The sequence below is a fragment of the Streptomyces sp. NBC_01261 genome (assembly GCF_036226385.1).
In the GTDB taxonomy this organism is placed as follows: Bacteria; Actinomycetota; Actinomycetes; order Streptomycetales; family Streptomycetaceae; genus Streptomyces.
Map to the genome: position 1 here is coordinate 1466006 of NZ_CP108463.1, position 19531 is coordinate 1485536.

The following is a 19531-nucleotide window of genomic DNA, read 5'->3' on the forward strand; positions in this document are numbered from 1 at the left end:
ACGTCACACCAGGGCCTCGGTGTCGCGTCGGAAGCCGATCGCGTCCCCGGTGTCCGCGTCCAGGAGCCGGTGGCCCAGGGCCGTCAGCGAGTGCTGTACGTACTGGCCCGCCCGTCGGCTGGCCACCAGGCCTCCGTCGCGCAGGACGCCGAGCTGGTAGCTCGCGCTGGGCAGGGTGATGCCGGTCGCGTTGGCCACGTCGGAGGTGGTCTGGGTGCGGTGACGGGCGACCTGGGTCAGGACGGAGGCCCGGGTACGGCCCAGCAGCCGCATCAGCCCGTCGCTTCGCACCGCGGCCGTGTCCAAGGGGCGTGTGGTGACCGGGTGGACCAGGACCGGGTCCAGGGTGGGATCGGCGAGGACGGTGGGCCTGCGCCAGCAGAAGACGGGATGAGCCGCAGGCCGCGGCCCTCCAGGCGCAGTACCTGGTCGACGGGGAAGTCGACCTCCAGGACCGGGGGTTTCCACCGGGCGAGCGGACGGAGACTCTCCAGCAGGGCGCGGACACCGCCGTCGAGGAGGACGCCGGACGGCAGGCCGACCTCGTCGTCGACCGCTCTGCGGATGTGGGCCCAGTGCGGTTCGAGCAGGGCCCGGGAGGAGACCTCCAGAGCCGACACCAGGGCCGGCATGCTCCTGCCTCCGGGCCTGACGAGTGCGGTGGCCCACGACGGGAGGCCGCGGGCGGCGGCGAGCCTGCCCAACTCGTGCCGCATCCTGCCGCGCGGAGTGGTCCCCACCTCGTCGAGGGCCGCGGACAGGCCGCCCTGTGAGACGGACGGGGTGAGGAAGTCGGGGATGTAGCCGGCGGGCGGGACGAGCGTGCTCAGCATGAGCAGCGCGCGGTGCGCCTCCGGATCCTGGCCCACCCGCTCGTGCACGCCGCCGCGCCACGCCCCGAACTCCAGCGGCCCCTGCTGCGTGGCCATCCGGCAGACGGCGCACACGAGTTCCCACAGCGGATCGGGGTGACGGGCGATGCGGATGTTCTGTAAGTCGAGGGGCGTGAAGTGGATGCGGAGCATGCGACCTCATTCGTGGCAGTGGGGGGCCGAGCGGGATCGCGGCGCAGGTCGCGTCGGCAGCCCGAGAACCCGATGGCGAAGAGGTCGGCATGTCGCCGGGCTCCGAGGGGGCGGTCCGCTCCAGTACTCGCGGAACCCGGTGCAGGAGGCCGCCCACAGCGAGCCGCAGCCGCGTACCGTCACGGCGCGGCAGCAGTTGCTCGCGCAGGTGCAGCCTCTGTTGCTGTCGCAGCACCCCCGGCACACGTAGCCGCCGGTGCACCAGTCGTCCCACGTACAGCAGTTGCACGCACTCGCCGGCGCGAAGTCCGCCGGTCCCAGTTCGGTGAGCGGTGACCGTGCCTCGTCGATCCCGAAGACAGGGCCATCGCCGTTCCGGTCCAGGCGCGCACGGCGTCCGGGCCCACCCGTAGAAGGGTGGGGGCCGCCGGTGCGTCCGCGCCGAGCGCCTCCTCACGCCGGCGGGCGACGTTCCGCTGCGTCAGCGGGAGGACCTCCAACCGGTCGCCGGAAGCGGAGTTGATCGCGTCGGCCATGCCACGGCACGTTCCGCAGGACGCGTCGAAAGCGAGAATCCACTGAATCGGCGACTGGGACATGAGCCACTCCCGAAATGATCGTGCAGTGCCGTCGGCGGCATGAGCAGTCGGGCTGTTCGGCCGTTTCCGAAACACGAGGAGATTCCCGTTGAATTAACCGACAGGCACGGATCAGGTGTTCCCGGTGCAGAATTGCGGTACGCGACCGCCCCCACCGCAGGCGAAGATGGAGTGCGCGGTGAACACCTCGCCCGTGTTGATCGGACCGGGCCCGTACGTTGCCGACTGCGTGATGATCTGCCTGGTCGTCGCGTCGTAGATGCCGACCCAGACAGAGTGGTCGGTGTTGCCGGGATCGTAGTATTCGGCGTGAATACCGCCGTTGCTGGTGTTCCACCACAGCCGGACCACCGCGGTTCCGCTCCACTTCTCGGTCATCTCGACAAAAGAAGCCGGCGCCCTGGTTGACGCATTCGCCGTCCCGGTCTGTACGACTGCGGCCGTCAGCAGCAGTACGGCCATGGCGAGGACAGTCCTGAATTTGCGCATCGAGTTCCCCCTGTGTTTCCTGGTCAAAGGGCAGCGGCTTTTGTCGCCCTTCGAGGATGGGGAGCACGAGGAGAACACACAAGCAGTTCAATCCTCGTCGAATAGCGCCTCTCGCGGCACGGCCTGGCCGGTCCAGCCCGGCGGCCGCATGATCCCGAGGAGCTGTCGGACCAACTCCTCCACGACCTCGTCCAGTGTGGCGTCCACCCAGCCCGCGCTCCAGTCGTGGAGCAGGCCGTTGACGCTGCCGATGAAGGCCGCGGCGGCGATCCGGTAGTCGCGCCGGGCCGCCTCCCCGCGCTGGGCGGCGGCCCGTGCCTCGGTGCAGATGAGGTTGATCCAGCGGGCGCGGCGGGACAGTCGCTGTTCCTCCAGCCGGGCGCTGACGCCGATGATCTCGACGAAGGTGATGCGGATGCGGCGGGGGTCCACGGTGACGTTGGCGGCGTACGCGTGGAAGATCGCGGTGGCCCGCTCGGCGAGCGGCAGGCCATCCGCGGATCCCAGCGCGATCAGGACGGCTTCCTCCGCCCAGTCGTTGACCTGGAGGTGGAGGGCGGCCAGGACGTCCTCCAGGCTGCGGAACTCCTCGTAGAACTGCCGGGTGGACAGGCCGGCTGCCTCACTGAGGGCGGCGACGGTCGTGGCACGGTAGCCGGGGGTGTCGCCGAACAGCTGGAGCGCGGCGTCCAGGAAGCGTCCGCGCCGCTCGGCCTGCCGCTGCTCGGCGGACTTGCCGCCGTAACGACCCGTCGGCGCCTTGAGCCTGCCCGTCACTGTCACACCCCTGTCTCGTCGACCACCGGCCATCTTGTCGTGTCCGTGGTCTTTCAGAAAAGAGCACTCCTTCCTCACTTCTCATCAAGTTCACTCCGAATTTGCATTTGTTCGGATGTCTTCACATAAATATGGAAGGGCGCCGGCCTCCTGGAAGACCGGCGCCCCGTGGTGCTCAGCTGTGCGATGCCGCCCAGGTGGCCAGTTCGGACTTGGCCGCGCTCAGCAGCGTCGAGGAGGGGCTCGACGCGCCGTTGGCGATCAGGGCGTAGTGCAGGGTTCCCGAGCCGGTCGCGGAGAGCAGAAGGCGGTGGCTGCCGGTACCGCCCGGTTCGTTGGCGTAGCCGATGGGGGTCGAGGTCGTGTACGCCGGGACGCCCGAGATCGCTCCCAGATCGGAGACCACGGTGGTGGACGCGGCCGGGAAGGACGCCGGGAGGTGGAGTTCGGTCGGCGCGGTGGAGCTGTTGGAGCGCCACATCAGCAGGCCGTACTGGCCGGAGCCGACCAGCGAGGACACGTTCGGGAGGGAACTGGGGACCGGGTTCCAGGTCAGGGTCGTCGAGCCGTCGCGGGAGCGGTCCTCGTAGGTGAAGGCGACCGTGGTGCCGGCGGTCGCGCTCGGGTAGATCCGGTCGAGCAGACGGGCGTCCTGACGGAGTGTCACCGTTCCGGAGTCGGTCATGTTGACGGCGGAGAGGTCCTCGTCGTTCCAGGCGTCGCCGGAGGCGAGCACCTTGTCGGGGTTGTCGTTCATCAGCTCGCTGTGGCGGCCGTTGTAGATGTCCCACTGCCACTGCGTACCGGAGAGGACCGGCCCGGAGCCCGCCGGGTTGGACCACCAACTGGCGCCCGGCAGACGGGAGTCGAGGGCCTGGTACATCGCCTTGAGTACGGTCGGCGCCTTGCCGGAGACCGTTCCGGACAGCGGATGCCCGAACTCGCTGACGATGGCGGCGGTGCCGGCCGCGGCGGCCCGGTCACGGACCGTCCCGAAGTCGGTCGAGTACTGGCCGTCCGCCGCGTTGCCCCACATCAGGATGCCGGAGATCGCCTTCTGGTCGTAGAAGTGGGTGTTGAAGACATAGCGCGAACCGAGCGTGCCCGCGTCGAGGAGTCCGCCCACCTGCACCTGGCTGGAGATGTTGGAGTTCCAGAAGAGGTTCGGCTCGACGAGGGCGGGCTTGGCGCTCCAGCCGGCCGCGTCCATCCGGGCCCGGAACTTCACGTAGAACGGCCAGAGCAGGTTCTGTTCCCAAGTGCGGCTGGTCTGGCCGGAGTCGTAGGTGCCGGCGAAGGGCTCGTTGTACGGGTCGAAGCCGACGACACCCGCGAACTCCTCGGTGGTGAGGTGCTGTTGGATGTACGTCATCGTCGACTGCGCGGTGACGAGGAACGCGTCCTGGACGCCGTAGTTGTTGTGCCAGAAGTCGTACTGCGCCTCCGTCACGGCGGCGTTCTGGGTGATGTTCTGACCCCAGAAGAGGCAGATGCCGCAGGACTCCTGCGGGTAACTCCCCAGCGCCACGGCCCACTTGGGGGCGCCGTCACCGGTGTACCAACTGCCGCTGTTGAAGAGGTACTTGGAGTAGAGGTCCTGGTGGAAGTCGGGGTAGACGCGGATGCCGGCGTCGAGGAACGCCTGCATCTGCGCGGTGGCGGCGGCCAGGTACGCGGTGTCGACCTGGCCTCGGACGGGTTCGGCGTAGGCCCAGGAGAGCAGGAAGCGGACCGAGTTGCCGCCACCGAGGGCGCGCAGCGCGGTCGCGGACTTCTTCGCGTCGGCGACCGAGGCGAAGGGGAGACCGTCGTTCTCCGCCAGTTTGGTCTCGCCGGAGACGTTGTAGCCGCGCAGCACGACCTGGCGGCCGTAACTGTCCACGAAACTGCCGTTCTGGACGGTCAGCGCCGAGCCGTCGAACCAGAGGGAGTCGGTTGGGGTGGCGGCGGTTGCTGGCCCAGCGCCCAGCACCGACAGGAATCCGCAGAGGACAACCAGGACAACGATCAAACGCGCCCGGATATTCGTCATGTCCACTACAGTCCGGTGATTTCCGGACACTGTCAACACTTCTGACTCATGAGTAAGTCTGCGCGCCACAAGCCCTGTTGACACATCTCAGGCCACCCGACGTGTCACGTTCAACAGATACTCCTTCCGGTTGAGCGGGTTGTGGTCGGTGCGTGCCCGTTCCGGAACGGTCCCGTGCGCGACGGGCGCGTAGTGGTCGAAGGCGCTCTCCCACTCCCCCTCACCGCGCGTCAGCCCCGGCAACTGCCGCTCCAGCCCGTGCACTTGAGCCGCCGGCAGCTCCCCCTCCAGCACACAGAGCGAGCCGTGCGTCTCGGTGGTCTGCGGGACGGCGCGCAGTGCGGCCAGCACCGGCAGCAGCGCGGCGAGGGTGTCGGACGGGGCCTCGACGCGGAACCGGTGCATCGGCTCGTACACCTGACTGCCCGCTCCCCGCAGCGCCTCGACGAGGACGAGCGGGGTCAGCCCGCGGAAGTCGGCGCCGGTGCTCGACATGCTCTTGTCGAAGCCCTGGTGGGCGTGGCTCTGCCGGGCCGAGTAGCCGGAGTGCGTCATGGTGACCACGCAGTCGGTGACCCGCCAGCCGTGCAGACCCTGCCCGAGGGTCTCGCGCACGCTGTCCTCGACGGCCTTGAAGAAGGCGTACGGCATCGCGCCCAGCTCCACCTCCAGGCCGAACCGCACACCGGAGCCGACCGGGCCGGGGTCGACGCGCAGGCCGACCGTGGCGAGGAAGGGGTTCGCGTCCTTCTTGTTGAACTCGACCGCCGCGCCCGTGCCGACCGGCCGCTCGACGCAGAGCGGGGTCGTCTCGCGGAAGGTGACGTGCACCCCGAACTCGTCGGCGAGCGTGGCCTGGATGACCTCCTTCTGGACCTCGCCGTAGAGGGAGACGGCGGTCTCCCGGCGCACCTCGTCGTGGCGCAGGCCGATCAGCGGGTCCTGTTCGGCGAGTTGGGTGAGTGCGAGGTGCAGGGCACGGCGGTCGGCGTCCGGGCCCGGGACGACGACGGTTTCGAGAGTCGGAGGCGCGAAGAAGTACTCAACCGCCTTTCTCGGCACGCCGATCGAGTCCCCGATCCTGATCTCGCCGAGGCCTCGCAGTGTGCCGATCCGGCCCGCCGGGACGGAGTCGCTGTCGATGTCCGTCCCGTGGTCGAAGACGCTGATCGCGGTGACCTTGCCCTCGTCGCGAGTCTCGCGGGTCTCGCCGGTGTCACCGCCGGCGCCCGTGTCGCCCGCGCCGCCGAAGGTGATCCGGTCGCGGGTGCGGAGGGTGCCGGAGAACATCCGCGCGTAGGCGACCTTCTCCCCCGCCGGGCCGCGCTCGACCTTGAACACCGTTCCGGAGAGCGGGCCTTGGGGGTCGCCCTCGGCCGGGGGCAGCAGTTCCCTGATGCCGGTGATCAGCGCGTCGACGCCGGCGCCGGTGATGGCGGAGCCGAAGTAGACGGGGTGCACGAGGACTTGGCGGGTCTGGGTGGCGAGGGCGGTGCGCAGGAGGTCGTAGGACACGGTGTTCTCGACGTACGCGGTGAGGACTTCGTCGTCGTGCTCGGCGAGGACGGCGGGTGCGCCCGGGCCGAGCCCCGGCAGGAAACCGGCCTCGCGGGTCCCGAGTCCCTCGACCGTACCCATGGGGACGACGGCCGCCCTGAGCCGTTCGGAGATCGACGGGAGGAGGTCGTCGTAGCGTGCGCCTCGTCGGTCGACCTTGTTGACGAAGAGGAGGGTGGGGATGCGCAGCCGTTGGAGTGTGCGCATCAGGATGCGGGTCTGCGGCTGGACCCCTTCGACGGCCGAGACGACGAGAACCGCGCCGTCGAGCACGCCGAGCACCCGTTCCACCTCGGCGATGAAGTCCGGGTGGCCGGGGGTGTCGATCAGGTTGACGGTCACGTCGTCGACCGGGAACGAGACGACGGCCGACTTGATGGTGATGCCGCGCCGGCGCTCCAGCGCGAGGGTGTCGGTACGGGTGTTCCCGTCGTCGACGCTGCCGATCTCGTCGATCACACCGGCCGAGTGCAGGAGGCGCTCGGTCAGGCTGGTCTTACCTGCGTCTACGTGCGCGAGAATCCCGAGGTTGAGCAAGTGCACCTGGTGTCATGTCCTTTGGCGAGGGGGGCGTTCCTTCCTGGGTGGACATGAACGGTGCGCGCATCTCAGTACTCCTCGGTCGTCGCTGACTCGTCTTCGGTAGTTCAGCAGGGGTGGGGGTGCGGCGGCAACGGATTAACGCTGGGCCGGCGAGCCGGGGTGGGGTGGGCGCGTGGCGCTCCGGTGCAGGCCGGCGCCCGGATGCGACGCTTGCGCCGTCCGGCGGCGGTAGCGGTGGTGACAGGAGCCGAGCATGCGTGACCTTCTCCCGGTGCTGGGCGGCTGGTACGCCGCGGGCGCCCCGTTCGGCCTGGCCACGGTGGTCGCGGTCAGCCGCAGCGCGCCGCGCGATCCCGGTGCGGCGATGGCCGTGGGGCCGGGTGACGAAGTCGTGGGGAGTGTGTCGGGTGGCTGCGTGGAGGGGGCGGTCTTCGAGCTGGCGCGCGAGGTCGTGGCGAGCGGCGAGGCCCGGCTGGAGACCTTCGGGTACAGCGACGAGGACGCGTTCGCGGTGGGGCTGACCTGCGGGGGCGAGATCACCGTACTGGTCCGGCTTGTCACACCTGAGGTCGATCCCACGTTCGGGGCGGTGGCTCGGTCGGTCGCCACGGGTGAGCCGGTGACGGTGGCGACGGTGGTCGATGGGCCGGGGGTGCGGGGGGCCGTGCTTGCTGTTTGGGCGGAGGGCGTGGGTGGGGGTGCTGGTGATCTCGGTGGGGGCGGTGCCCTTGGCGGGGGCGGTACCTCTGGCGGGGGCGGTACCTCCGGCGCTTTCGGAGCCGCCGGCGCCATCCGCACGCCTGGCAGCCGTGGTGCTTCCGGCTCGCCCGGTGACCCTGGTGCTCTTGACAGCTCTGATGCCCTCGGCGCTCCCGGTACTCCTGGCGCCTCCAGCGTCCCTGGCACTCTCAGCACCCCAAGTACCGCCGGCAGCCTCGGCATTCCTCCCGCTCCGGGCGCCTCTGGTGCTTCTGACACTCCCAGCGCCCCTGGCACCCCCAGCGCTCTCGGTACCGCCAGGTCCCCGGGAACACCCAGCACCCCCGGCACTCTCGGCACCCTCGGCCCACCCGGCCTGGACGTGGCCGTCGCCGCCGATGCCCGTGGTGAACTCACCCTCGGGGCAACGGGGTTGCGGCACTACGGACCGCGTGGTGAGCGGCGTGAGGACTCCGTCGCGGTGTTTCTGCACTCCTTCGCGCCGCCGCCCCGGATGCTGGTCTTCGGTGCGATCGACCACGCGGCGGCGGTGGCCCGGATCGGTGACTTTCTCGGATACCGGGTCACCGTGTGCGACGCCCGCCCGGTGTTCGCCACGCCGAAGCGGTTCCCGGCGGGTGTGGAGGTGGTCGTGGACTGGCCGCACCGCTATCTGCGGGGCACGGACACCGACGAACGGACGGTGATCTGCGTCCTGACCCACGACCCGAAGTTCGACGTACCGCTGCTGGAGGAGGCGTTGCGCCGGCCGGCCGCGTACGTCGGGGCGATGGGCAGCCGCCGTACTCATGACTACCGTATGCGGCGACTGCTCGAATCCGGCCTGAGCGAGGGCGAGTTGGCTCGCCTGCGCTCACCCGTCGGGCTCGATCTCGGCGCGCGTACGCCGGAGGAGGTGGCCGTGTCCGTGGCCGCGGAGATCGTCGCGCTGCGGTGGGGTGGGACGGGGGCGCCGTTGACGGGGGCCGTGGGGGCGATTCACCGGGGGCCGGTGCGCTGACCTGGCCGACTCGGCGGGCGGGTTGACGCAGGAGTACCGATCGGCCGTCACAGAGGCGCTCAGGCTCCCGGACGGAAGGGGGCGTCGATCGTGCGCCCAGCAACAGGACCCGGGGAACGGCCAGTTGACCCGGAGTCTGAACCGACCGGTGAGCTGCCTACCGGCGAGCGGGCCGCCGGTAGGCAGCCGGCGCACCTGACGAGCAGGACGGTGCGGGGTGCGCTGTCCCGGCGAGCCGGATGCCGCGCCCCGGTTTCTCGCGTGTCGGCCATGCCGTCCTGCGCACCCCGGGAGGCGCCCGCGGTCCCGGTCAGCTTCTCGGCGGCAGCCGGTGCAGTTCGAGGTCCGTCAGCGTGCCGTCGTCCACCGTCACCGTCATGTACGTGCAGTACGGCTGACGTCGGCGGTCCGTCGGAGAACCCGGGTTCAGCAGGCGCAGTCCGCCCGCGGCCGTCGTATCCCAGGGAATGTGGCTGTGCCCGAAGACCAGCACGTCCAGGGCGGGGAATCGGGCCGCGCAGCGTGCCTCGCGGCCCTGGGCGGGGCCCGTCTCGTGGATGGCGCCGAAGCGCAGGCCGCCCAGCTCGGCGTACGCCGACTCGGGGAGCCGGGCGCGCAGTTCGGGGCCGTCGTTGTTGCCGTACACGCCGATGAGCCGACGGCTGCGGCTCTCCAGCAGGTCGAGGGTGGCCGTGTCGACCCAGTCGCCGGCGTGGAACACGACGTCGGCGCGCGGGAGTTCGGCGAGGAGTCGCGCGGGGAGTTCCTTGGCGCGCTTGGGGAGATGGGTGTCGGACATCAGGAGCAGTCGCACGGTCTCAGCCTAGGGGGGTGCCCCTGTCACAGCTTCCGGAAGCGTTCCAGTTCCCGGAAAGGATCTACAGGCAAGACTGATCAGTTGTGACTGGACAGTTTGTTCTGCCGGTTTTACGGTGGGGTTCATGGATCACCAGCTCACCGGCGCGCCCGCGGGCATCTCCGACTCCGCGGCCCGCTCCGCGCGCGATCTGCGCGTGGTGCTCAGCCGGCTGCGGCGGAGAATCCGCGAGGTCGCGACCGACGAGGACCTGACCCCGTCGCAGGAGTCGGCGCTCACGCTCGTCGGCAAGCACGGCGCGGCCACGGCCAGTGCCCTGGCGGCGGCCGAGGGGGTCAGGCCGCAGTCGATGGCCGCCACCCTCGCCGCCCTCGACCAGCACGGGCTGATCCGGCGCAGCCCCGACCCCGAGGACGGCCGTAGACAACTCGTCACCCTCACCGAGGCCGGACGCGCGCGGATCGAGGACAACAGGCAGGTCCGCGAGGAGTGGCTCGCGCGGGCCTTCGAGGACCGGTACACCGAGCGGGAGCGGCGGACGATCCTCGACGCGCTGGCGTTGATGGAACGGCTGTCCGAGCAGTGATATCGAAGCCCACCCAGGCACTACGGACCACGCGTCCCGCCCCCACCGGCTTCGACCGGCGCCTGATCGCGCCCATGGTCCTCGGCTCCGTTCTCAACCCGATCAACTCCTCGATGATCGCCGTGGGCCTCGTGCCCATCGGCATCGCCTTCGGGGCGCCGCCCTCGCAGACGGTCTGGCTGGTCTCGGCCCTGTATCTCGCCACGGCCGTGGGGCAGCCGGTGATCGGGCGGCTCGTCGACATGTACGGGCCGCGTCGTCTCTACCTCATCGGTACGGCCCTGGTCGGTGTCGCCGGAGTCATGGGCGCCCTCGCGCCGTCGCTCGGCGTGCTGATCGCCGCCCGGGTCCTGCTCGGGTTCGGCACCTCGGCCGCGTATCCGGCCGCGATGCGGCTGACCCGCAGCGAGGCCGAACGCACCGGCGAGGACAGCCCGGCCGGTGTCCTCACCGCGCTCGCCGTCTCCGCCCAGACGGTGTCGGTGATCGGCCCCACGCTCGGCGGCTTCCTCATCGGCGTCGGCGGCTGGCGCGCCATCTTCACCGTCAACGTGCCACTGTCCGTGGCCTGTCTGATCCTCGGCGCACTGCGGCTGCCGAAGACGAGCAAGGACAAGGACACGGCCGGCACCCGAGGTGATGTCGACCCGCCCGGCATGATCCTGTTCGCCGTCATGCTGGTCTCGCTGATGATGTTCCTGACCGCCCCCAGACTCTCCGAGTGGTACCTCCCGGTCCTCAGCGCCGCCGCGGCCGTCGCCTTCGCGAGACGCGAACTCCGCGTCCCGGAACCCTTCGTCGACCTGCGCGTGCTCGGCGGCAACCTCCCGCTGGTGACCACGTACATCCGCCAGTTCCTCGGCTACACCACCTCGTACGCCTTCCTCTACGGCTACACGCAGTGGCTGGAGGAGGGGCGCGGCCTGCACGCCTCCGCCGCCGGGCTCATCCTGCTGCCCCTGTCGGCCACCGCCCTCGGTGTCTCGACCCTCACCGGGCGCCGCGAGGCGATCCGCGCCAAGCTGCTCGTCGGCAGCGCGATCCAGGTCGTGGGCTGTGCCGCGCTGTTCCTGGTCGGCTCCGACAGCCCGGTCTGGCTGCTGCTCGCCGTCGGCGCCGTGTTGGGCGTACCGCAGGGCCTGCTCGGTCTGGCCGGGCAGAACGCCCTCTACCGGCAGGCCGAGCCCGCGCGCATCGCGTCCGCCGCCGGACTGCTGCGCACCTTCATGTACCTCGGCGCACTCGCCGCATCCGCGGCCACCGCGGCCTTCTTCCCGCACCGCGCCGACACCCCGGGACTGCACGACCTGGCCCTGTTCATGGCGATCGGGTCGGCGCTGCTCCTGGCGATCACCCTGCCCGACCGTTCCCTGCGCACCCTCACCCCGCAAGCCGCCTGACACTCCAGGATTCCCCAACACCCTTGAAAGGCCTGCCCCATGGCACTCACCACCCTCGACCCGCGCACCGCCCTCGTCGTCATCGACCTCCAGGGCGGCATCGTCGGCGCCCCGACCGAGCCGTACAGCGGGCCCGAGGTGGTCGCCCGTACCGTCGAACTCGCCGACGCCTTCCGGGCCGCCGACCTACCCGTGGTCCTGGTCCGGGTCACCTTCGCCGCCGACGGCGCGGACGCGGTCCCCGGCCGCAGCGAGCAGCGGCGGCCCGGTGGCGGGGCCCGCCCCGAGGGCTGGGACGTCATCGTCGACGAGCTGGCCGGACACCCCGGAGACATCCACGTGATCAAGCGGAACTGGGGCGCCTTCCACGGCACCGACCTCGACGTACAGCTGCGTCGCCGCGGTGTCACGCAGATCGTGCTGACCGGCATCGCCACCAGCATCGGCGTCGAGTCCACCGCCCGCGCCGCCCACGAGCACGGCTATCACGTGACCCTGGCCACGGACGCGATGAGCGACCTGGACGCCGTCTCGCACACCCACAGCATCGAGCGGATCTTCCCGCGGCTGGGCGAAACGGGCACGTCCGCCGAAATCCTGGAACTTCTGGCCAAGACCCACGACGCGAGGTGACGTCCGTCCACGGCGGGTGAACCGTTGCCCAACACCGGCCCAATGGGCGGCATCGAGGCCGACCGGGTTAGCATCAGCCCACCGCGCCGTTCCGATTTCGGGGGACGGGCAGCGCAAACAAGGGGGCTATAAACCGGATGTCGGTCAAGGTCAGTGTCGTCGTCCCTGTGTACAACCCAGGGCCTTATATCGAGGATTGCATCTCCTCTCTCCTCAGGCAGTCGCTGCCCAATGATGAGTACGAGGCGATCTTCGTCGACGACGGCTCGACGGACGGCACGCCCGCGCGGCTCGACGAGATCGCCGCCGAGCACCCCCACATGCACGTGATCCACCAGGAGGCGTCGGGCTGGTCGGGCAAGCCCCGCAACGTGGGAATCGCCGCCGCCAAGGGCGAGTTCGTCATGTTCGTCGACAACGACGACTACCTCGGCGACGAGGCCCTGGAGCGGATGTACGAGTACGGCGTGGCCAACGGCGCCGACGTCATCGTCGGCAAGATGGCCGGCAAGGGCCGCGCCGTACCCGTGGAGCTGTTCCGCAGGAACTACCCGCACGCGTCGGTCGCGACCGCGCCGCTGATGGACAGCCTCACCCCGCACAAGATGCTCCGGCGCGCGTTCCTCGACCGCATCGACCTGCGGTTCCCGGAGGGGCGTCGGCGCCTGGAGGACCACGTCTTCGTGACGGAGGCCTACCTCGCCGCGGACAACGTCGCCGTGCTCAGCGACTACGTCTGCTACTACCACATCAAGCGCGAGGACGCCTCGAACGCCGGCTTCCAACGCTTCGACCCCGTCGGCTACTTCAAGAACCTGCGCGAGGCCCTCGACGTCGTCGAGAAGTACACCGAGCCGGGTGCGGCCCGCGACAAGATCTTCCGCCGTTGGCTGCGCGTGGAGATGATGGAGCGCCTCGGCGGCGGCCGGCTGCTGAAGGCCCCGGACGAGTACCGCCGTGAACTCCTCAAGGAGATCCGCGGTGTCATGACCGAGCGCTTCGGCCCCGGTGTCGCGGCCGGTCTCGGCCCGCGGCTGCGGGTCGTCGCCGCCCTCGCCGCCGCCGACCGCTACGACGACCTCGTCGAGCTCGCCGAGTGGGAGGCCTCCCTCAAGCCGAAGGCCGTCCCGGGCGAGATCGAGTGGCGCGACGGCAAGCTGCTGGTCCACTACCAGGCCGAGTTCGTCATCGACGGCAAACCGGCCGTCTTCGAGGCCAAGGGCGCCCCCGCTCCCAAGCACCCGGAGCCGAAGACCCTCGCCGAGGCGACGGCGATGCTGACGGCCGACGCCACCGCCAACTTCAAGAAGGCGACGGCCGACCTCGTCGTCCGCGAACGCACCAGCGCCGCCTCGCACTTCCAGCCCGTGCAGATCTCGCACGAGACGGTCGCCGACGGCGACGGCGTCCGCCTGGTGCTGCACGCGACGGCCACCATCGACCCGGCCACCGCCGCGGTCGGCGCCCCGCTGGACAGCGGCCTCTGGGACACCTACGTCCGCGTCGTCATCGGCTCCTGGAACAAGGAGTGCCGCCTCGGCCCGGTCCCGCAGCACGGCGAGAACGCCGGACACGCCGGTGTCGTCGCCGGCCAGGTCACGCTCCCGTACTACACGGAGCCGCACGGCAACTTCTCCCTGGACGTCGGCAAGGCGGGCCAGCGCCTCGGCCTCGCCGACCTCAAGCCCGACGACTTCACGGTCACCGGCGCCCGCGTAGGCGTCCTGCTCCCCTTCTACGTCCCCGCCACCACCGACGTCCTGCTGCGGCTGACCCACAAGTCGTCCGGTACGACGCTGGACGTGCCCGGTGTGGTCTCCCCCGAGTCCTCCGGCGCACGGCTGGCCGCCGAGGTACCGGCCGCGGATCTGAAGGACGCGGTGTGGAACGCCTCGGTGTGCCTGACCCCGGCCGCGACCGGGCAGCGTTTCCTGGCGCTGCCGGTGCGGCTGACCGGTGACGCCGGTGGCATCCGGGTGGAGGCTGCGCCGAAGTCCGCGAAGCCCGCCGAGCCCAAGCCGGCGCCGAAGCCGGCGGCGGCCGGCCCCAAGCCCGGACTGGCCCGCCGGGTGGCGCGCAAGTTGAAGCGCGCCCTGAGCAAGTAGCAGTACCCGTAAGCGAGTTGCGGTACCCGAGCAAGCAGCAGTGCCCGAGCAAGTCGGAGGACGGAAGAACGTGCGATCACTGGGGATTGAAGGCGCCTGGGTCCTGGAACCCAAGGTCTTCCCTGACGACCGGGGCAGTTTCCACGAGTGGTACCGCGGCGAGGAGTTCCGCGAGGCCACCGGGTACGACCTGGCTCTGTCCCAGGCCAACTGCTCGGTCTCGCGGCGGGGTGTGGTGCGCGGAGTGCACTTCTCCGACGTGCCGCCGAGCCAGGCCAAGTACGTCAAGTGCGTGCGCGGCGCCGTCCTCGACGTGATCGTGGACATCCGCGTCGGTTCTCCCACGTTCGGTCAGTGGGAGGCCGTCCGGCTGGACGACGAGACCAAGCACGCCGTGTTCCTCGCGGAGGGTCTCGGGCACGCGTTCATGGCGCTGACCGACGACGCGACGGTCGTGTACCTGTGCTCGACGGGGTACTCCCCCGGGCGTGAGCACGGGATCAACCCGCTCGACCCGGCGCTGGGCATCGCCTGGCCCGAGGGCTTCGAGCCGGTGCTGTCGGACAAGGACGCGGAGGCTCCGACATTGGCAGAGGCGGAGCAGTCAGGACTCCTTCCGTCCTACGCGGACTGCTCCGCCTACTACGAGCGACTGCGGAGTGGACAGCTCAGCGACTGACGCCGAGCCGCCGCACCGAGCACCGACGGGGGGCTCCCCGCCGCAAGACCACTTGGTCTTGCGGCGGGGAGCCCCCCGTCGGTCGTCCCCCGGAAACCCGCTCGGACCAGCGCCGAACCGCACCCTCCGGCCGAGTGCTGTCGAGGAAAAACGTCAAGACGATCGAACAAGTCTTCGCTCGGCTGCTTTAAGTCAACATCCACGACACCCGTACGCCGTGATCGTCTCAGCACCTAGAGTTACTCAGGAGTCGAACACGCATCCGAATCTGGATTGACTCGTTCCACTAGAGGCACCACGTTCATCAAAGGAGACAGATGAAGCGCAAGCTGATCACCGTGCTCGGACTGGTGGCGGCCGGGATCTTCGCGGGGGCGGGAACCTCCTCGGCGGCCGACGCGGGCGTGTACACCACCACCGGAGGTGGCTGGGGTGGTTGGACCGAGAACGGCGACACCTTGACCGTCTGCGACCTCAGCTCGGACGGTTACGGAGTGCGGGGCTACATCTACACGCCCTCCTCCGACGCGCCGCAGAACGGCACGGTCCTCATCAAGGGGAACGACCCGAGCAACGACGGCAGCTGTGCGACCTTCGCCGAGAATCTGAGCGAGACGATCCACATCTCGATCAAGGTCTGCGAGTACGCGGGTGACGTCGTGACGTACTGCGACTACACGCCCATCCGGTAGGCCTGACGCAGCGGAACACGGCACTCTCCACCATCTTCGGAGAGTGCCGTGTTCCGTTCGTCGTCCTACGAAGTACTCGCGGGTGAGGTGCCGTAACGGTCCTTGAGCGCCCGCTTCTTGTTCGTGCCCTCCGCGTTCGCGCCCTTCTCGATGATCACGAGATTGTGGAAGAAGTGCACGGCGCGGATGTTGAGGTCGAAGTACGTGGGCTTGTAGTCGTCGTCGACGAACTCCTCGTAGTTCAGCCCGTCCGTCAACCGCTTGAGCATGCCCATGCTGGTGTCCGGGGACTCACGGTCCTCGCTGCCCAACCACTCGGGCCAGTACGAGGACTGGGTGTCCTCGACCACGTAGATCCCGCCATCGCTGAGCAGCGGGAACAGGGTGTGGAACGTGGTAACGACGTGCGGGCTGCGGTGGCTCCCGTCGTCGATGATCACATCGAGCCGGCCGATCTTCTCCTGGATGGACAGCAGCGACTCGGGGTCGGACTGGTCGCCGATGAACGTGGTGATCCGGTCTTCGTCGACGAAGGACTTGTCCTGAATATCCATGCCGTAGATCTGCGCCTGCGGGAAGAAGTGCTTCCACATCCGCAGCGACGCACCGCCCTCACCGGCCCGGTTGTAGCCGCCGATGCCGATCTCCAGCAGGTTGAACTCCTCGCCCCTGAGGTGTTGCAGGTAACGCTGGTAGTGCTGCGCGTACTTGTGGGCGCCCCACTTGTCGGTCTTGAAGTGCGCGGCCAGCTTGCACAGATCGTCGGAGATCGCGGCGACACCCGTGGGCTTCGGAGGAGCCACAGGTGCCTTCGGCCGATTGTTACCGACCGCCTTCCGCTTGACCCGGCGCAGCGCCTGCCAGCCGCGCTCCCCGACTACGGGTTTGACGACCTTCTTCACGACAGACTGGATCGACATGCTCCGAAATCACCCTCGCAATAGTCAGTTCAGGGACGGCAAGGCCGCTGCCAGCGCCTCCCGCCAGTCCCGTAGCGGTTCCAGCTCCGCTTCCTTCCACCTGTCGTGCCCGAGGACGCTGTACGCAGGCCGCGGCGCCGGCCTCACAAACGCCTCGCTATCGGTGGGACGCACCCGGTCCGGATCGGCCCCGATCAGTCGGAACACCTCTCGGGCCAGTTCAAACCAGGTCGCCTCACCGGAGCTGGTGGCGTGGAAGATACCGTGCGGGCCATCCCTGTGGGACAGCTTTGCGCCAAGGATTACGACTTGTTTCGCCACGTCCGCGCTCCAAGTGGGCTGACCGCACTGGTCGTCGACCACGTCGAGGGTGTCCCGACGGGCCTCCAGCTCGATCATCGTGCGCACGAAATTGCGGCCATGAGCCCCGTAGAGCCATGCCGTACGCACCACCGCGCTCGCCCCCGGAAGCTCCTCCAGAACGGCCTGCTCGCCCGCGAGTTTGGTCCGGCCGTAGGCGGTGCGCGGGGCGGTGGAGTGGTTCTCCGGATACGGCGTGGCCCGGGCCTCGCCGTCGAAGACGTAGTCGGTGGAGACGTGCACCAGTCGCGCGCCGGAGGCGGCGCAGGCGCGGGCGAGGAGCCGGGGCCCCTCGCCGTTGATGCGAAGGGCCCGCTCCTCGTCGGTCTCGGCGTCGTCGACGGCGGTGTACGCCGCGCAGTTCACCACCACGTCGGGGTGGTGCTCCGCGAACGCCCGGTCCACCGACGCGGGGTCGGTGATGTCCAGGGCGGCGCGGTCGAGACCGACGAACTGCTCACCGCGGCGGGCGAGTTCCTCCAGCACATCGTGGCCGAGCATCCCGCCGGCACCGGTGACCAGCCACTTCATCAGCCGCGCTCCACCCGTGCCTTGAGGGGCTCCCACCAAGCACGGTTGTCGCGGTACCAGGCGACGGTGTCGGCGAGGCCGCTCGCGAAGTCGTGCTGCGGCTGGTAGCCGAGCTCGTCGTGGATCTTGGACCAGTCGACGGAGTAGCGCAGGTCGTGGCCCTTGCGGTCCTCGACGCGCTCGACCCGGTCCCAGTCGGCGCCGCAGGCCTCAAGGAGGAGGCCGGTGAGCTCCTTGTTGCTGAGCTCGGTGCCGCCGCCGATGTTGTAGACCTCGCCGGCCCGGCCCTTGGTGCGCACCAGCTCGATGCCCTGGCAGTGGTCCTCGACGTGCAGCCAGTCGCGGACGTTGAGGCCCTCGCCGTAGAGGGGGACCTTCTTGCCGTCGAGGAGGTTGCTGACGAACAGCGGGATGACCTTCTCGGGGAACTGGTGCGGCCCGTAGTTGTTCGAGCAGCGGGTGACGCGCACGTCCAGACCGTGGGTGCGGTGATAGGCCAGGGCGAGCAGGTCCGAGGACGCCTTCGACGCGGAGTACGGCGAGTTGGGCGCCAGCGGGTGGGTCTCGGGCCAGGAGCCGGTCTCGATGGAGCCGTAGACCTCGTCGGTGGAGACGTGCACGAACGGGGTGCGGTAGCGCAGGGCCGCGTCCAGCAGGACCTGGGTGCCCACCACGTTGGTGCGGACGAAGTCGGCGGCTCCGTTGATCGAGCGGTCCACGTGGGACTCGGCGGCGAAGTGGACGACCTGGTCCGCCTCGGCCATCAGCTTGTCGACCAGTTCTGCGTCGCAGATGTCGCCCTGGACGAACTCCAGGCGCGGGTGGCCTATGTCCAGGTTGTCGAGCGTGCCGGCGTACGTGAGCTTGTCCAGCACCGTGATGCGGGGCGCGTCGGCCGCGTCCGAGGCGAGGAGCGTGCGGACGTACGTGGAACCGATGAAGCCGGCGGCGCCGGTGACGAGGAGATTCATGAACGGATCTGCACCTTGCTGTGGTCTCCGAGAACGAGGCGGTGGGCGCTGGGTACCCCCGGAGCGGGGGTCACTTCGACGTGCTTGCCGATGAGCGAGGACTCGATCCGGCCCACCCCGAGAATGGACGAGTCCTGCAGCACTATGGAGAACTCCAGCTCACTGTCGGTGATCTTGCAGTTCTCCGCGACCGAGGTGAACGGTCCGACGTAGGAGTTGCTGACGACGGTTCCGGCGCCGATGACGACGGGTCCGACGATGCGCGACTTCTCGATGCGCGCGCCCTCTTCGATCACCACGCGGCCGATGGTCTCGGACACGTCGTCCACCTCGCCGTCGATGCGGCGGTCCATGCTCTCCAGGACGGTCCGGTTGACCTCAAGCATGTCGACGACGTTGCCCGTGTCCTTCCAGTAGCCGTGGATGACCGAGGAGCGCACGTCGGCGCCGTCGTCGATCAGCTGCTGAATGGCGTGGGTGATCTCCAACTCGCCGCGCCAGGACGGCTTGATGGCGCGTACAGCGTCGTGGATGACGGGCGTGAACAGGTAGACACCGACCAGAGCGAGGTCGCTCTTGGGGTGCTCCGGCTTCTCCTCCAGGCCGATGACCTGGCCGGATTCGCTGAGTTCGGCGACGCCGAAGGAGCGGGGGTCGGGCACGTGGGTAAGGAGGATCTGCGCGTCGGGCTTGTTGGCCTGGAAGCCCTCGACGAGACCGGTGATGCCGCCGACGATGAAGTTGTCACCGAGGTACATCACGAAGTCGTCGTCGCCGAGGTACTCGCGCGCGATCAGGACGGCGTGGGCCAGTCCGAGGGGACGGTCCTGCGGGATGTAGGTGATCTGCAGGCCGAACTTCGACCCGTCACCCACCGCCTCCTCGATCTCCGCCGCGGTGTCACCGACGATGATGCCGACCTCGGTGATTCCCGCGTCGGCGAGTGATTCGAGCCCGTAGAAAAGGACGGCCTTGTTGGCCACCGGGACGAGCTGTTTTGCCGATGTGTGTGTGATCGGCCTCAGGCGGGATCCAGTGCCGCCGGAGAGAACGAGAGCCTTCATCGCTTCACCTTAGCGTCATCTTCGGACGTGC

The 19531-nt window shown here is 69.3% G+C and carries 18 protein-coding genes; 7 read left to right on the forward strand and 11 right to left on the reverse strand.

Annotated elements, in window-relative coordinates; all coding sequences use genetic code 11:
* Positions 1 to 3 precede the first annotated feature (3 nt).
* From OG226_RS06440 to OG226_RS06465, 6 genes are all read right to left on the reverse strand, one after another.
* Positions 4 to 291: an ArsR/SmtB family transcription factor gene (locus tag OG226_RS06440; RefSeq protein WP_329348261.1), complete on the reverse strand. Its 288-nt coding sequence runs from the start codon at positions 289 to 291 to the stop codon at positions 4 to 6.
* Positions 273 to 1025 carry a transcriptional regulator gene (locus OG226_RS06445; protein ID WP_329348262.1) on the reverse strand — a complete coding sequence of 251 codons (753 nt, stop codon included), beginning with the start codon at positions 1023 to 1025 and terminating at the stop codon, positions 273 to 275. Before OG226_RS06445 ends, OG226_RS06440 begins: the two co-directional genes overlap by 19 nt.
* Before the next feature lie 710 nt (positions 1026 to 1735).
* Positions 1736 to 2086, reverse strand: a complete 351-nt coding sequence (locus tag OG226_RS06450; protein ID WP_329348263.1) for a hypothetical protein — start codon at positions 2084 to 2086, stop codon at positions 1736 to 1738.
* 114 nt (positions 2087 to 2200) lie between these two features.
* The gene (locus OG226_RS06455; RefSeq protein WP_328675748.1) at positions 2201 to 2890 is read right to left on the reverse strand and encodes a TetR/AcrR family transcriptional regulator; all 690 of its coding nucleotides are present in this window, start codon (positions 2888 to 2890) and stop codon (positions 2201 to 2203) included.
* A gap of 175 nt (positions 2891 to 3065) precedes the next feature.
* On the reverse strand, positions 3066 to 4922 hold the full coding sequence (locus OG226_RS06460; RefSeq protein WP_328675749.1) for a cellulase family glycosylhydrolase: 1857 nt from the start codon (positions 4920 to 4922) through the stop codon (positions 3066 to 3068).
* 87 nt (positions 4923 to 5009) lie between these two features.
* On the reverse strand, positions 5010 to 7022 hold the full coding sequence (locus tag OG226_RS06465) for a translation factor GTPase family protein (protein WP_329348264.1): 2013 nt from the start codon (positions 7020 to 7022) through the stop codon (positions 5010 to 5012).
* A gap of 253 nt (positions 7023 to 7275) precedes the next feature.
* Between OG226_RS06465 and OG226_RS06470 the strand changes: the two genes are divergently transcribed.
* The gene (locus OG226_RS06470) at positions 7276 to 8742 is read left to right on the forward strand and encodes an XdhC family protein (protein ID WP_329348265.1); all 1467 of its coding nucleotides are present in this window, start codon (positions 7276 to 7278) and stop codon (positions 8740 to 8742) included.
* Positions 8743 to 9052: 310 nt separating this feature from the next.
* Here the strand turns inward: OG226_RS06470 and OG226_RS06475 are convergent, their stop codons facing one another.
* Positions 9053 to 9556: a metallophosphoesterase family protein gene (locus OG226_RS06475; protein ID WP_329348266.1), complete on the reverse strand. Its 504-nt coding sequence runs from the start codon at positions 9554 to 9556 to the stop codon at positions 9053 to 9055.
* Between the two features lie 127 nt (positions 9557 to 9683).
* Here OG226_RS06475 and OG226_RS06480 point away from each other — a divergent pair, with 127 nt between their 5' ends.
* The 6 genes from OG226_RS06480 (at position 9684) to OG226_RS06505 (ending at position 15654) form a co-directional block, all read left to right on the forward strand.
* The gene (locus OG226_RS06480) at positions 9684 to 10145 is read left to right on the forward strand and encodes a MarR family winged helix-turn-helix transcriptional regulator (protein WP_328675753.1); all 462 of its coding nucleotides are present in this window, start codon (positions 9684 to 9686) and stop codon (positions 10143 to 10145) included.
* Positions 10142 to 11545 (forward strand): MFS transporter, encoded by a 1404-nt coding sequence (locus OG226_RS06485; RefSeq protein WP_328675754.1) that lies wholly within the window; start codon positions 10142 to 10144, stop codon positions 11543 to 11545. Before OG226_RS06480 ends, OG226_RS06485 begins: the two co-directional genes overlap by 4 nt.
* Before the next feature lie 39 nt (positions 11546 to 11584).
* Positions 11585 to 12178, forward strand: coding sequence for a hydrolase (locus tag OG226_RS06490; protein WP_328675755.1), 594 nt, complete (start codon positions 11585 to 11587; stop codon positions 12176 to 12178).
* A 137-nt stretch (positions 12179 to 12315) separates the two neighbouring features.
* Positions 12316 to 14283 carry a glycosyltransferase family 2 protein gene (locus tag OG226_RS06495; RefSeq protein ID WP_328675756.1) on the forward strand — a complete coding sequence of 656 codons (1968 nt, stop codon included), beginning with the start codon at positions 12316 to 12318 and terminating at the stop codon, positions 14281 to 14283.
* 70 nt (positions 14284 to 14353) lie between these two features.
* A complete protein-coding gene (gene rfbC / locus OG226_RS06500; protein ID WP_318020658.1) occupies positions 14354 to 14962 on the forward strand; it encodes a dTDP-4-dehydrorhamnose 3,5-epimerase in 609 nt (202 codons plus the stop codon).
* Positions 14963 to 15279: 317 nt separating this feature from the next.
* Positions 15280 to 15654 carry a hypothetical protein gene (locus OG226_RS06505; protein ID WP_328675758.1) on the forward strand — a complete coding sequence of 125 codons (375 nt, stop codon included), beginning with the start codon at positions 15280 to 15282 and terminating at the stop codon, positions 15652 to 15654.
* A 65-nt stretch (positions 15655 to 15719) separates the two neighbouring features.
* On the opposite strand, the gene OG226_RS06510 is transcribed toward OG226_RS06505, so the two are convergent.
* The 4 genes from OG226_RS06510 to OG226_RS06525 are packed head-to-tail and all read right to left on the reverse strand — an operon-like array spanning position 15720 to position 19500.
* The gene (locus OG226_RS06510; protein ID WP_328675759.1) at positions 15720 to 16574 is read right to left on the reverse strand and encodes a class I SAM-dependent methyltransferase; all 855 of its coding nucleotides are present in this window, start codon (positions 16572 to 16574) and stop codon (positions 15720 to 15722) included.
* Between the two features lie 24 nt (positions 16575 to 16598).
* Positions 16599 to 17465 (reverse strand): dTDP-4-dehydrorhamnose reductase, encoded by an 867-nt coding sequence (rfbD, locus tag OG226_RS06515; protein ID WP_328675760.1) that lies wholly within the window; start codon positions 17463 to 17465, stop codon positions 16599 to 16601.
* A complete protein-coding gene (rfbB, locus tag OG226_RS06520) occupies positions 17465 to 18436 on the reverse strand; it encodes a dTDP-glucose 4,6-dehydratase (RefSeq protein WP_329348267.1) in 972 nt (323 codons plus the stop codon). The genes rfbD and rfbB overlap by 1 nt, the downstream gene beginning before the upstream one ends.
* Positions 18433 to 19500 (reverse strand): glucose-1-phosphate thymidylyltransferase, encoded by a 1068-nt coding sequence (locus OG226_RS06525; RefSeq protein WP_329348268.1) that lies wholly within the window; start codon positions 19498 to 19500, stop codon positions 18433 to 18435. The genes rfbB and OG226_RS06525 overlap by 4 nt, the downstream gene beginning before the upstream one ends.
* Positions 19501 to 19531 lie beyond the last annotated feature (31 nt).

Bases quoted from the DNA above. Each gene is read 5' to 3' on its own strand.
- OG226_RS06445 (WP_329348262.1), bottom strand. From the start codon at position 1,025: ATGCTCCGCATCCACTTCACGCCCCTCGACTTACAGAACATCCGCATC.
- OG226_RS06525 (WP_329348268.1), bottom strand. From the start codon at position 19,500: ATGAAGGCTCTCGTTCTCTCCGGCGGCACTGGATCCCGCCTGAGGCCG.
- rfbD (WP_328675760.1), bottom strand. From the start codon at position 17,465: ATGAAGTGGCTGGTCACCGGTGCCGGCGGGATGCTCGGCCACGATGTG.
- OG226_RS06480 (WP_328675753.1), top strand. From the start codon at position 9,684: ATGGATCACCAGCTCACCGGCGCGCCCGCGGGCATCTCCGACTCCGCG.
- OG226_RS06450 (WP_329348263.1), bottom strand. From the start codon at position 2,086: ATGGCCGTACTGCTGCTGACGGCCGCAGTCGTACAGACCGGGACGGCG.
- OG226_RS06505 (WP_328675758.1), top strand. From the start codon at position 15,280: ATGAAGCGCAAGCTGATCACCGTGCTCGGACTGGTGGCGGCCGGGATC.
- OG226_RS06510 (WP_328675759.1), bottom strand. From the start codon at position 16,574: ATGTCGATCCAGTCTGTCGTGAAGAAGGTCGTCAAACCCGTAGTCGGG.
- OG226_RS06490 (WP_328675755.1), top strand. From the start codon at position 11,585: ATGGCACTCACCACCCTCGACCCGCGCACCGCCCTCGTCGTCATCGAC.
- OG226_RS06470 (WP_329348265.1), top strand. From the start codon at position 7,276: ATGCGTGACCTTCTCCCGGTGCTGGGCGGCTGGTACGCCGCGGGCGCC.
- OG226_RS06460 (WP_328675749.1), bottom strand. From the start codon at position 4,922: ATGACGAATATCCGGGCGCGTTTGATCGTTGTCCTGGTTGTCCTCTGC.
- OG226_RS06495 (WP_328675756.1), top strand. From the start codon at position 12,316: ATGTCGGTCAAGGTCAGTGTCGTCGTCCCTGTGTACAACCCAGGGCCT.
- rfbB (WP_329348267.1), bottom strand. From the start codon at position 18,436: ATGAATCTCCTCGTCACCGGCGCCGCCGGCTTCATCGGTTCCACGTAC.